Source organism: Allobosea sp. 05T438, from assembly GCF_056396025.1.
The window spans coordinates 320,244-332,877 of the sequence record NZ_JBFTKQ010000005.1; the positions used below are offsets into that span (position 1 = coordinate 320,244).

General features: G+C 66.8%; 10 protein-coding genes, 1 tRNA gene and 1 pseudogene. 7 read left to right on the top strand and 5 right to left on the bottom strand.

Annotated elements, in window-relative coordinates; translation table 11 throughout:
- Window positions 1–90: 90 nt before the first annotated feature.
- The 3 genes from AC1DIN_RS14095 to AC1DIN_RS14105 all read right to left on the bottom strand — a co-directional run bounded on the left by AC1DIN_RS14095 (window position 91) and on the right by AC1DIN_RS14105 (window position 3,719).
- Window positions 91–2,076 (bottom strand): acetyl/propionyl/methylcrotonyl-CoA carboxylase subunit alpha, encoded by a 1,986-nt coding sequence (locus AC1DIN_RS14095; protein ID WP_476810247.1) that lies wholly within the window; start codon window positions 2,074–2,076, stop codon window positions 91–93.
- Window positions 2,077–2,107: 31 nt separating this feature from the next.
- Complete coding sequence (locus tag AC1DIN_RS14100) at window positions 2,108–2,800, bottom strand: cation efflux transmembrane domain-containing protein (protein WP_476810248.1); 693 nt, start codon at window positions 2,798–2,800, stop codon at window positions 2,108–2,110.
- Between the two features lie 157 nt (window positions 2,801–2,957).
- On the bottom strand, window positions 2,958–3,719 hold the full coding sequence (locus tag AC1DIN_RS14105; protein WP_476810249.1) for an SDR family oxidoreductase: 762 nt from the start codon (window positions 3,717–3,719) through the stop codon (window positions 2,958–2,960).
- 153 nt (window positions 3,720–3,872) lie between these two features.
- Between AC1DIN_RS14105 and AC1DIN_RS14110 the strand changes: the two genes are divergently transcribed.
- Window positions 3,873–4,958: a Kelch repeat-containing protein gene (locus tag AC1DIN_RS14110; RefSeq protein ID WP_476810250.1), complete on the top strand. Its 1,086-nt coding sequence runs from the start codon at window positions 3,873–3,875 to the stop codon at window positions 4,956–4,958.
- 188 nt (window positions 4,959–5,146) lie between these two features.
- Window positions 5,147–5,812, top strand: a complete 666-nt coding sequence (locus AC1DIN_RS14115) for a hypothetical protein (RefSeq protein WP_441470701.1) — start codon at window positions 5,147–5,149, stop codon at window positions 5,810–5,812.
- Between the two features lie 192 nt (window positions 5,813–6,004).
- Here the strand turns inward: AC1DIN_RS14115 and AC1DIN_RS14120 are convergent, their stop codons facing one another.
- The gene (locus AC1DIN_RS14120; protein ID WP_476810251.1) at window positions 6,005–7,612 is read right to left on the bottom strand and encodes a carboxyl transferase domain-containing protein; all 1,608 of its coding nucleotides are present in this window, start codon (window positions 7,610–7,612) and stop codon (window positions 6,005–6,007) included.
- A gap of 214 nt (window positions 7,613–7,826) precedes the next feature.
- Window positions 7,827–8,531, bottom strand: a complete 705-nt coding sequence (gene lipB / locus AC1DIN_RS14125; protein ID WP_476810252.1) for a lipoyl(octanoyl) transferase LipB — start codon at window positions 8,529–8,531, stop codon at window positions 7,827–7,829.
- Between the two features lie 134 nt (window positions 8,532–8,665).
- On the opposite strand from lipB, the gene AC1DIN_RS14130 reads away from it, so the two are divergent.
- The 5 genes and pseudogenes from AC1DIN_RS14130 (at window position 8,666) to AC1DIN_RS14150 (ending at window position 12,613) form a co-directional block, all read left to right on the top strand.
- Window positions 8,666–8,935 carry a FliM/FliN family flagellar motor switch protein gene (locus AC1DIN_RS14130; RefSeq protein ID WP_441470704.1) on the top strand — a complete coding sequence of 90 codons (270 nt, stop codon included), beginning with the start codon at window positions 8,666–8,668 and terminating at the stop codon, window positions 8,933–8,935.
- A gap of 126 nt (window positions 8,936–9,061) precedes the next feature.
- A tRNA-Leu gene (locus tag AC1DIN_RS14135) sits at window positions 9,062–9,146 on the top strand.
- Window positions 9,147–9,361: 215 nt separating this feature from the next.
- Window positions 9,362–10,135, top strand: a pseudogene (locus AC1DIN_RS14140) (glycoside hydrolase family 25 protein); the annotation flags it as partial.
- 423 nt (window positions 10,136–10,558) lie between these two features.
- The gene (locus AC1DIN_RS14145) at window positions 10,559–11,530 is read left to right on the top strand and encodes a glycoside hydrolase family 25 protein (RefSeq protein WP_476810253.1); all 972 of its coding nucleotides are present in this window, start codon (window positions 10,559–10,561) and stop codon (window positions 11,528–11,530) included.
- A 90-nt stretch (window positions 11,531–11,620) separates the two neighbouring features.
- Window positions 11,621–12,613: a CorA family divalent cation transporter gene (locus tag AC1DIN_RS14150; protein WP_441470706.1), complete on the top strand. Its 993-nt coding sequence runs from the start codon at window positions 11,621–11,623 to the stop codon at window positions 12,611–12,613.
- The last annotated feature ends 21 nt before the right edge of the window (window positions 12,614–12,634 follow it).

The following is a 12,634-nucleotide window of genomic DNA, read 5'->3' on the forward strand; positions in this document are numbered from 1 at the left end:
GACGTGGATGGTCGGGACGAGCCCGACCATGACGAAAGCAGCTCGAATCAGAATCTCAGCAATCGCCCACAAGCGATTCCACCGATTCGGCTATTCGCCGATCACGACCACCTTCGCACCCTCGGCCACCTGAGCTCCCGGCTCGCCCACGACCTCGCTGACCGTGCCGTCGCGTGGGGCTGTCAGCACATGCTCCATCTTCATCGCCTCGACGATGGCGAGGCGCTGGCCCTTGGTCACCGCCTCGCCGGCTGCGACGAAGAGAGCGACGAGCTTGCCGTGCATCGGCGCCTTGACCACGCCGCCGGAGCCGGCAGCCGCGTCGAGATCGACCTTGAAGGAATCGAACAGGGACACCGCCGTCTGGCGGCCGCGATGCAGGGCGAACCAGATGCCGCCTTCACCCTCGGCCAGTGCGATCTCGTGCTCGCCCTCCCCGATCTCGTGACCGGGCAGGCTGACGCGCGCATCCTCGCCATGCCATTCGATCTGCGCCTCGATGCGCTCGCCATCGACCAGCAGCGGCAACCCGAGTGGCTGGCGCGGCATCAACGAGAAGGAGTCGGGGTCGAGCCAGGGCGAGCGCGCCTCGCCTTCGGCCCGCCCGGCCGCCTCGATCATGCCGTCGGCCTGCCGCTCCTCTTCGAGCTGCAGGGCCGCCGCCGCCACGGCCGCTGCGTCGAGCGGCTGCGGCTCGGCCCCGAGCGCGCTCATGTTGCGGTCGATGAAGCCGGTGCCGAACGGCCCGGTCCGGAAGCCCTGGGCCTCGCTCAGCTTCTTCAGGAAGGCGAGATTGGTGCGCGGCCCGGCGACGACCGTTTCTCCCAACGCCGCGCCCAGCCGGTCGAGCGCCTCGTCGCGCGTCGCGCCATGGGCAATCACCTTGGCGATCATCGGATCGTAGAACGGCGTCACGGTATCGCCGGCTTCGACACCGGTATCGACGCGGATGCCCTCGCCCTCCGGGAATTGCAGCGCCCAGAGCTTGCCGGTCGAAGGCAGGAAGCCCTTCTCCGGGTCCTCGGCATAGAGCCGCGCTTCGACCGCATGGCCCGACGCCTTGACGTCGCCTTGCGTGAAGCCGAGCGGCTCGCCCGCCGCGACCTTGAGCTGCAGTTCGACGAGGTCGAGCCCGGTGATCGCCTCCGTCACGGGATGCTCGACCTGGAGACGCGTATTCATCTCCATGAAGTAGAAGCGGTCGGCCCGCAGGCCGTCACGGCCATCGGCGATGAACTCCACCGTGCCGGCCCCGACATAGCCGACAGCCCTCGCCGCTTCCGTCGCCGCCTTGCCCATGGCGGCGCGCACTTCGGCCGTCATACCCGGCGCCGGCGCCTCCTCGATGACCTTCTGGTGGCGCCGCTGCAGCGAACAGTCGCGCTCGTAGAGGTGGACGACATTGCCATGGCTGTCGCCGAAGACCTGGATTTCGACATGGCGCGGCGAGAGCACGTATTTCTCGACCAGCACGCGGCCATCGCCGAACGCATTCTGCGCCTCGCGCTGGGCGCTGGTCAGGGCATCGGTGAAGTCCTCGGGCCGCTCGACCTTCTTCATGCCCTTGCCGCCGCCGCCGGCAACCGCCTTGATCAGCACGGGATAGCCGATCCGCTCAGCTTCTTCAGCCAGGAAGCCGGCATCCTGCTCGGCGCCGTGATAGCCCGGCACCACCGGCACATCGGCCTTCTCGACCAGCGCCTTGGCGGCGTCCTTCAGCCCCATCGCCCGGATCGCGGAAGCCGGGGGGCCAACGAAGACGATGCCAGCCGCAGCACAGGCATCCGCGAACTCGGCATTCTCGGAGAGGAAGCCGTAGCCGGGATGGATGCAGGCCGCTCCAGCCTCCTTCGCCACGGCGAGAATCTTGGCAGCGTCGAGATAGCTCTCGCGGGCCGGTGCCGGGCCGATATGGTAGGCCTCATCAGCCATCTGCACGAACAGCGCCTCGGCATCGGCGTCCGAATAGACGGCGATGGTGTGCAGGCCCAGCCGCTTCGCGGTGCGAATGACCCGGCAGGCGATCTCGCCGCGATTGGCGATCAGGATGGAGGGCAGCTTGGCGGCGATCGTCATGGCGGCGGCATCCTCGAAAGACGTGCCGCCTTTATAGCCCGCCCGCCGCTTCTGTCTGCGCCTTGTTGCGCAAACCCGGTTGGGACGCTTCCGAATCCGCACCCCGTCGCAGCGAGCGCCAGATCGCCCAAGTCGCCTGGAAGCAGAGCCCGGCGACGAAGAGATCGAACAGATATTCCGGCCAGCGCACCGGCGCGACACGCGCGGCAAGCCCGACCAGCGCGAAGCCCGTCGTCGAGATCGCGTCGTTGCGGCTCGACAGCCAGGTCGCCTTGATCACTGGGTTATCCTCGCGCCGGAAGCGCCAGAGCGCAGCGATGACAAGCAGCGCGATGACGATGGCGCTCGCGGCGGCGAAGCCCAGCGTCCAGATCTCGATCGGTCGCGGGCGGAGGATCTTGTCCCAGAGGTCGTAGAGCGTGTGCAAGCCGGCAACGGCCATGACGGCGCCGATCGCAACCGCCGCCAGCCGCTCGGCCCGCGCATCGCGGCCGAACACGACCGCCGCGATGCCGTAGAGCGCGACGTCGTAGACCCAGTCGACGGCGTCCTTGAACAGCTGGACGTTCCCGATGGCGAGCGCCCAGGCGACGGTCGCCACCGCCTGCACGAGGATGCCGAGCGCGATGCCCCAGATCGTCAGCGTGTAGGCGCGGGCGAGCGCGGGGCTCGATGCCGAGCTTCCTGCGCCATCCTCATGGCCGGGCTCGTCCCGGCCATCCACGTCTTGCGTCCCTTCGACCACCCTCGCCCCTGTCATCCCGGACAAGCCGCGTAGCGGCGCCGATCCGGGATCCATGCCGGAGCGCGAGTCGGCAAGGCTCAGGAATGGATCCCGGGTCCACGCTGCGCTCCGCCCGGGATGACTGGCAAGGGCGGAGTTAACCGCGCCCGACGAGCGGGGCCTTCGTCGCCATCACCGTGACGAAGAGGATGTTCGCGTCGAGCGGCAGCCCGGCCATGTGCAGCACGGTGGTGGCGACGTGGTCGACATCCATCACCGGTTCGACCTTCACCGAGCCGTCGGCCTGCGGCACGCCGGTCGTCATCTTCTTCGCCATGTCGGTCAGGGCGTTGCCGATATCGACCTGGCCGACGGCGATGTCGTATTTGCGCCCGTCGAGCGAGGCGGTCTTGGTCAGGCCGGAGATCGCGTGCTTGGTCGCGGTGTAGGCCACCGAGTTCGGCCGCGGCACCTGTGCCGAGATCGAGCCGTTGTTGATGATGCGGCCGCCGCGCGGCTCCTGGTCCTTCATCGCCTTGAAGGCGGCCTGGGTGCAGAGGAAGGGCCCGGTCAGGTTGGTGTCGACGACCTTCTGCCAGTCCTCAAGCGAGAGGTCCTCGAGCAGCACGCCGCCCGGCGCGTTGACGCCGGCATTGTTGAAGAGAACATCGACCCAGCCAAAGGCCTCCCTGGTCTTCGCGAAGAGGTTCTCGACCGAGGCCTTGTCGGTCACATCGGTCGAAACCGCGAGCGCCCGGCCCTTGTCGACGCCGGAGAGCGCGATCGTCTCCTCCAGCGCATCCGCCCGGCGCCCGGCCAGCACGGTGCGGTAACCATCCTTCAGGAAGGCGATGGCGACCGACCGCCCCACGCCCGAGCCGGCTCCGGTGATGATCGCGACCTTGTTATGCCCAGACATGCGTTTCCTCGTGTTTCCCTAGGCCTAAATCGTTTGAGATGGCGAACGACCATAACGGCCGGAACCGCTCGGGGGAACTGTGCGGCGGCCGGCGCTCCATGCACTTGCCGCCCGCCAGCCCTGCCTTATCGTTGTAGTCGGGAGGACGACGCGATGACCAGCCTGAACCGCCGCCATCTGCTCGCTGCCGGCGCAGCCGCGCTCGCCGGCCCGGCGCTGGCCCAGCAGCCGGGCCACGAGCATCACGGCCCGCAATACGAGCGGCTCGCCCAGCCGGGGCGGATCGAGAAGCCCGCGCTTGCCGCGACGCAGAGCGTCTTCGATTCGCCCGCGCCGAAAGCCACCGCGCCCGGCCGCTGGTCCGCCAAGGCGCCGCTGCCGCTGCCGCGCTCCGAAATGGCCTGGGCAACGGCCTTCGAGGACAGGATGCATGTCGTCGGCGGCTATGGCGAGCAGCGCACGGACCGAGCCTATCACCATGTCTACGATCCCAAGGCCGACAAGTGGCAGGACGGCGCGCGCCTGCCCCAAGGCGCCAACCATGTCGGCGTCGCCTTCCTCGATGGCAGGCTCTACGCCATCGGCGGCTTCCTCGAGCAGAACCGCAAGCCGCATCCGCGTTGCTTCACCTATGACCCCAAGGCCGATCGCTGGGCGGAGATCGCGTCCCTGCCCCGCGCCGCCGGCTCCACCGCGGTCGTCGGGCTAGGCGGTGTGCTGCATGTCATCGGCGGCGCGATCGGCGAGACCACCGAGACCAAGCGCTCGATCGACTGGCATCTGGTCTATGACCCCAGGGCCGACCGCTGGAGCGAACGCACGCCCCTGCCCACCGCCCGCGACCACACCGGCACACTCGCCATCGGCAACCTGATCCATGTCATCGGTGGCCGGGTCGATTCCTTCCATACCAACTCGAACCTGCACCATTCCTACGATCCGGCCACGGATAAATGGACGATGCGCGCGCCCGCGCCGACGGGCCGCTCCGGCCATGGCGCCGTGCTTTATCGCGGCAAGGTCTTCGTCATGGGCGGGGAAGGCACCAATCGCGTCTTCGGGCAGATGGAGGCCTACGATCCCGCCGCCGACGCCTGGGAGCAATACGCGCCGATGCTGACGCCGCGCCACGGGCTTGGCGCCGCGCTGGTCGGCGATGCGATCCATGTCGCCGGCGGCGGCCCGATCATGGGCGGCGGCGTGCAGAGCGCGGTCCACGAGGCGTTTTCGCTGGGGTGACGCCGGAACCCGGCCTGCGCAACCGCCCGAAACGGCTCCGGGAGATCTTTGGCGAAGCAGAACCCAGCGGCGCCTCCGCTCTCCGAGTGCAGTTGTGTTAAGATAACCTTGGAACGGCCACGGGATTTCGAGGAGCAACCGGACGACCAACGTATCCAAAATCATGGACGACGATGGGAGGACCAACGATGGGCACAGGATGCGTTACGCTTGCCGCAGCCCTCGGGCTGCTGGCGCTGGCCGGCGGTGTGGCTAAAGCCCAGACGGCAGAGATGAGCTTTTTCGTCACCAGTGCCGGCTCCGGCAAGGGCGCGGACCTCGGTGGCCTCGAGGGAGCAGATGGGATTTGCCAGCGTCTCGCCCAGGCGGTTGGCGCCGGCAGCAAGACCTGGCGAGCCTATTTGTCGACGCAAGCAACTGGTGACGCGCCAGCGGTCAATGCGCGTGATCGTATCGGCGCCGGTCCTTGGCGTAACGTCAAGGGAGTGGTGATCGCCGCCAGCGTCGCAGATCTGCATGGCGCTGCAGCGAATCTCACCAAGCAGACCGCGCTGACAGAGAAAGGCGAGACCGTAAACGGCATCGGCGACAAGCCCAACGAGCACGATATGCTGACGGGCTCGCAGATCGACGGCACAGCATTCGGTCCGGGTGAGGACCGTACCTGCGGCAACTATACCAAGAGCGGCACGGAGGGGGCTGTGATGATGGGCCACCATGACCGCACGGGGCTCGATCAATCGCCGCCTGCGAAATCCTGGAACATGTCGCACCTCTCGCGTGGCGGCTGCAGCCAGGATGCTCTGAAAAGCACAGGCGGCGCCGGCCGCTTCTACTGCTTCGCTACCAACTGACGCGATTTCGCGCGACGGCCGCCGAAGGTCACGACCGACGATCGGCGCCGTTCGCGCGGACCGCACCGCGGATTTCCGCGCCTTCCGAAGCGCAATCCATCCGGTCGCCCTACGCAGCAGGCTGTGGAGCCGCCCGAGATTCTCGGGTCTCTCTGCAGTCGCCCGCGAATGACGGAGGCGGCGCGCGGCGGATCACATCCGGAACACGCCGAACTTCGTCTCCGGGACCTCGGCGTTGAGCGTGGCTGAGAAGGCCAGCGCCAGCACGCGGCGGGTCTCGGACGGCAGGATGATGCCGTCGTCCCAGAGCCGCGCCGTCGCGAAATAGGGCGAGCCCTCCTCCTCGTATCTGCTGCGGATCGGTGCCTTGAAGGCTTCCTCGTCCGCCGCCGGCCAGCTCTTGCCCTCGGCCTCGATATTGTCGCGGCGGACGGTCGCGAGCACGCTCGCCGCCTGCTCACCGCCCATCACCGATATCCGCGAATTCGGCCAGGTGAACAGGAAGCGTGGGCTGTAGGCGCGGCCGCACATGCCGTAATTGCCGGCGCCGAAAGAGCCGCCGACCAGCACGGTGATCTTCGGCACCCGCGCCGAAGCCACCGCCGTGACGAGCTTGGCGCCGTCCTTGGCGATGCCGCGGGTCTCGACGTCGCGGCCGACCATGAAGCCGGTGATGTTCTGCAGGAAGAGCAGCGGAATGCGCCGCTGGCAGCACAGTTCGATGAAATGCGCGCCCTTCAGCGCACTCTCCGAGAACAGGATGCCGTTATTGGCGATGATGCCGACCGGGATGCCGTGGATGCGCGCGAAGCCCGTCACCAGCGTCGTGCCATAGAGCTTCTTGAACTCGTCGAACTCCGAACCGTCGACGAGCCGCGCGATCACCTCGCGAATATCGTACTGCTTCTTGAGATCGGTCGGGACGACGGCTTCCAGCTCGGCCGGGTCATAGAGCGGCTCGACCGGCTCGGCGATGTCGATATCCGGCCGCTTCACGCTGTTGAGATTGCCGGCGATGCGCCGGGCGATGGCGAGCGCATGGGTGTCGTCGCCGGCATAGTGGTCGGCGACACCCGAGAGTCGCGCATGGACGTCGGCGCCGCCGAGATCCTCGGCCGAGACGACCTCGCCGGTCGCAGCCTTCACCAGCGGCGGGCCGCCGAGGAAGATCGTGCCCTGCTTCCTGACGATGACCGTCTCGTCCGACATCGCCGGCACATAGGCGCCGCCGGCGGTGCAGGAGCCCATCACCACCGCGACCTGCGGGATGCCTTCGGCCGAAAGCGTCGCCTGGTTGTAGAAGATGCGGCCGAAATGCTCGCGGTCGGGGAAGACCTCGGTCTGGTGCGGCAGGTTCGCACCGCCGGAATCGACGAGGTAGATGCAGGGGAGACGGTTCTCGCGCGCGATCTCCTGGGCGCGCAGATGCTTCTTCACCGTCATCGGATAATAGGTGCCGCCTTTGATCGTCGCGTCGTTGCAGACGATCATGCACTCGCGGCCGGCGACACGCCCGATTCCCGCGATCATGCCGGCGGCATGGACGTCGCCCTCATACATGCCGAACGCGGCGAGCGAGCCGATCTCGAGGAAGGCGGACCCGGGATCCGTCAGACGCAGCACGCGCTCGCGGGGCAGCAACTTGCCGCGGGCCGTATGACGCTCGCGGGACTTGGCATTGCCGCCGAGCGCGGCAGTGGCGCGGTGCTGCTGCAATTCATCGCGCAGGGTTGCCCAGGCTTCGGCATTGGCGCGCGTTTCGGCCGAACTCAGATCGACCTTGCTTTCGATGACCGGCACAGCGCGCTCCCTCGACGACAATCCTTGCCCGAGGTTATGGCGCGCCACGTCTCAAACGCCAACCGGCACGGACGCCCGGACGCATCCCGGCAAATCCGCGCCGGGCGCTGCCGCTCATTCTCTCATCTTGTTGATCGAGCCGGTCACGGACGGCGCAGCGATTGCCCAGCCCCCCGGCCGAGGACGAGATTCGGCATGGCTAACGAGGGGTAAATCAGGCCGGAGCCGTCGGCCCGAAGACGCGCTCGAAGGCCTCTCGCAGCACCGAATCGGCCTCCGGCATCGTCATCGGCAGACCGAGATCGACGAGCGAGGTCACGCCATGCTGGCTGACGCCGCAGGGCACGATGCCGTCGAAATGCGAGAGATCGGGATCGACATTGAACGAGATGCCGTGGAACGACACCCAGCGGCGGACGCGGATACCGATCGCGGCGATCTTGTCCTCGACGGCTGCACCCTTCTCCGGCCGCCTAACCCAGACGCCGACCCTGTCCTCGCGGCGCTCGCCACGGATGTTGAAATCGTCGAGTGCACCGATCAGCCAGCCTTCGAGCGCAGCGACGAAGCGGCGCAGATCGGGCTGGCGCCGCTTCAGGTCGAGCATGACATAGGCCACGCGCTGGCCGGGGCCGTGATAGGTGAACTGCCCGCCCCGCCCCGACCGGAAGACCGGGAAACGCTCCGGCGCGATCAGATCCTCGTCGCGTGCCGAGGTGCCGGCCGTGTATAGCGGCGGGTGTTCGACCAGCCAGACGCGCTCGCGCGCCTTGCCGTCGGCAATCAGGCCGGCGCGCAGCTCCATCTCGGCGACGGCCTCGTCATAGCCGGTCAACCCCTCGGCCACGACCCATTCGACAGGCTCGGAGGCCACCTCCGGCAGGAAGGAGACGGCCAGTTCCTCACGCATCTTCACCATGGCTTAACCATGTTCCGTTCAATCTTTCCCAGCCGGATGCCCGGCGCAACCATCGGCAAGCCTGATGCGCCGAAAACCGGCAGGCAGGCAAGTTTCGCTGGTCCAATTCTGAAGTAGGGTTCCGGAGGCAGGACTTGAAGGCCGATCTCGATCTCGTTCCTGTCGAGCTCACTGTCGTGCTGGGGCAGACCCAGATGCCGATCTACAAGCTGCTCCGACTCGGCCGCGGCGCCATCATCGAGCTCAACGCCAGCGAGACCGACGAAGTCCAGATTCTCGCGAACAACCACCCCTTTGCCAAGGGAATCGTCGTCGTCAGCGGCGCGAAGATCTCCGTCGAGATCACCCAGATGCTGAAGCGCCCGACGATCTACACGCTGCAGAGCGTCGCCGAGGCCGCCTGAACCGGCCCATTCTGGGGAAAATTCGATATCGTTCGTTTTTCCACAGTGACACCCTTGTGGCGGCGGATTCGATTTGCTAGATCGGCGCCGCTCCCTGGTTGCACCGCCCGCAACCGGAAACGAGCTGCGGTCGTGGCGGAATTGGTAGACGCACTACCTTGAGGTGGTAGCGGGGAGACCCGTGGAGGTTCGAGTCCTCTCGACCGCACCAAATTCGGATGAAATCCAGCGAAAGGCGACCCTAGGGTCGCCTTTCGTGTTTCCGGCGACATCGCGAGGCGTTGCGACGAAAGCTTTGCGATCGACCGCAACACCGAATCGCGTCCTTGGGGCGGGATCACGCGGCTGCCGCGGATTGGGCTGACAGGCGGCAGAACTTTGGTAGCGTAAACCGGCCGTCAAGCATTCTCCGCAATTCTCGGCGAGATGAACTCCCACCGCATGCAGCGCTCCCGCCTCCTGCCCTTTCTGGCTGCCGCCGCTTTCGCGGCCCTCGGCGGCTGCGTGGCGCTCGACAACTATCCGTCGAAGGGCGATGCCCGGCCTCATCCCGGCGTTGCTGCCGCCCATAGCTATCCGATTCACGGCATCGACATCTCGCGCTGGCAGGGCGATATCGACTGGGCTTCGGTCAAGGCGGCCGGCACCCGTTTCGTCTACATGAAGGCCACCGAGGGCGGCGACCATGTCGATCCTGCCTTCCAGCGCAACTGGGAGGGCGCGCGTCGCGCCGGCATCCCGCGCGGCGCCTACCACTTCGTCTACTGGTGCCGTCCGGCGCACGAGCAGGCAGTCTGGTTCAAGCAGCAGATCCCCAACGACGCCGATGCGCTGCCGCCGGTGCTCGACGTCGAATGGAACGGCCACTCCCGCACCTGCCCGCAGAAGATCGACCGCGAGCTGGCGCGCGAGAAGATCCAGCTCATGCTGAGGGAGCTGGAGCAGCTCACCGGCAAGAAGCCGGTGATCTACACGGACATCACATTCCACCGCGAGGTCCTGGAAGGGCAGTTCAACGAGTATCCCTACTGGATCCGCTCGACGGCAGCCCTGCCGGAAACGCGCTACAACAACCGCACCTGGGGCTTCTGGCAGTTCACCACCACCGGCCGCGTGCCCGGCATCAAGGGCGACGTCGACCGCAACGCGTTCTTCGGCACGGAAAGCCAATTCGCCGGCTGGCTGCGCGGCGAATACGACATCGGCACGCGCATTTGGGACAAGCGGGAGGCTGCTCCGCAGCCGGCAACGGCTCCTGCGCCTCAGCAAGCCCCCGCGCCGGCTCCTGCTCCCGGCCCGGCACCGCTGCCGGCGCCGGAAGTACCGAGCGATGTGCCGGTCGCGCGCATCCCGGGCAGCGCTCCCTCCGTCGCTTCGTCCTTCCAGTCGAGCCGCATGGCCGCGAAGGCGGCCCAGGACTCTGACCTCGACGATTGAGCAGGCCGCCAGCCCGGCAGTTAACCAAGGCTGAAACTCTTCGTTAGACTGCGCTGCAATTCTAACCGCTGCTTAACCACGCTCCCGCCATCTGGAGATGTGATGCGGGAGGAACACATGCCAGCGGGCAAGCTGACGAAATCGCCGCGCGTCCTATCGGACGCAGGGTGGCGATCTCTCTCTTTGTTGAAACATCGGATTGATCTGAAAAGTGGATTCCACTCTTCGGTCCGAAGCTCCAGCGGACGAGCCGGCCTCGGAGCCCTTGCCCTTGCGGCGCTTCTGACCTGTTTTGTCGAGCCGGCACTGGCGCTCTATCCAAAGAAGGGCGACAGCGCCCCGCATCACGGCGTCCGCGATGCGCGGCGCAAGGTCATCCAGGGCATCGACGTCTCGCGTTGGCAGGGCGAAATCGACTGGGCGAGGGTCAAGGACGCCGGCACCCGCTTCGCCTTCATCAAGGCGACCGAAGGGGGCGACCACCTCGATCCGAACTTCAAGCGCAACTGGGCGGAAGCGAAGAAGCACGGCATCCCGCGCAGCGCCTATCACTTCGTCTGGTGGTGCCGTTCCGCGAAGGACCAAGTGCGCTGGATCAAGAAGCACATCCCGCGCGACCCCGATGCACTGCCGCCCGTCCTCGACGTCGAATGGCAGAACGATTCGCAATGCACCCGCAAGATCTCGCGCGAACTGGCGCTCGCCAAGATCGCCGAAATGCTGAAGGGCCTGCGCGAGCACACCGGCAAGAAGCCGATCATCTATACCGACATCAATTTCCACGAGGACGTGCTGGAGGGCGAACTCAAGGATCACCCCTTCTGGCTGCGCTCGACCGCCGCGCCACTGGCCAAGCGCTATGACAGGGATCGCTGGGAGTTCTGGCAGTTCACGACCACAGGGCGCGTGCCCGGCATCTCCGGAGATGTCGATCGCAACGCCTTCTTCGGCAGCGAGCGCGAGTTCGAAGCCTGGCGCCAAGGCCGCTTCGACATCGGCTCGCGCAAATGGCATGGCGGTGAGCCGAAAGTCGCCGAACACAAACCACTGCCGACGCCGGCGGGCGCCCGCGCGCCGAAGGCTGCGGGCGGGACGCAGCTCAAATTCGTCCCGCCGGGGCGCATCCCACCCGCGCGCACGGCCGCGAACCGCAACTGAGCTTCAGGCGACAACTGTCACGTCGCTGTCACATACGCGGCGCCCTTAGGCGCGCCGCCGACCAGCCTGCGGCGGTAGCGGAAGCAGACAATGCCCGGCGACGTGCAATCCCAATCCGGTATCATCTGGGCCTACCGCTTCGATGAGAACGGACAGCCGAGCAGGATTCCCCGCGAAGCGCTGCCGAGTCTTGCTCCGACGGAAGGCTTCGTCTGGCTGCATCTCGACCTCGTCCACACCCGCGCGCAGGCGTGGATTGCCGAGCAGGCCCTGCCGGACGCAACGCAGGAAGCTTTCCTTTCCCACGAGCAGCACCAGCGGCTCGACCATTCCGCCAACCTCGCCTGGGGCGTCTCGCACGACCTGATCCGCGACATCGCCGACAAGTCGGAGGATGTCGGCGCGCTACGCTGGATCATCAGCGACAAGTTCCTGCTGACCGGCCGCCGCGAGGCGCTGCATTCGATCCGCATGACGGCGGAAGCGCTCGACCGTGGCGAGCCGGCTGCGAGCCCGGCCGGGCTGTTCGAGCAGATCATCGAATACATCATCGACGACATCACAGATGCCGTCGTCCGTCTCGTCGAAGAAACCGACAGCGTCGAGGACCATATCCTGCTCGACAGGCTCCATGACGGGCCGCAGCGCGTCGGCGCCGTGCGCCGGACAGCCGTGCGCCTGCATCGCCAGCTCAGTGGACTGCATGTGCTGTTCCGCCGCTTCGCCGAGACCCAGTCCGGCCGCAGCGCCCCGGACGCGGTCAAGGCGGCGGCATTGCGGCTGCTCCAGCGCATCGACGGCCTGCACCATGATGTCCAGTCTGTACAAGATCGTGCTCGGCTGCTGCAGGACGAGATCGCCGCCCGCTCGGCCAGCCGCACCAACCGACAGCTTTATGTCCTCTCGCTGCTCACGGCGCTGTTCCTGCCCGCAACCTTCATCACCGGCCTGTTCGGCATCAATGTGAAGGGACTGCCCTGGGTCGAGTCGGATTTCGGCGCCGGCTTCGTGACCATGTCCTGCATCTGCGCCGCGCTGTTCACGCTGATCCTGCTGCGCCGCCGCGGCGTGATCGGCGACTGAGCCCCTGGAGCACGCGCCGAT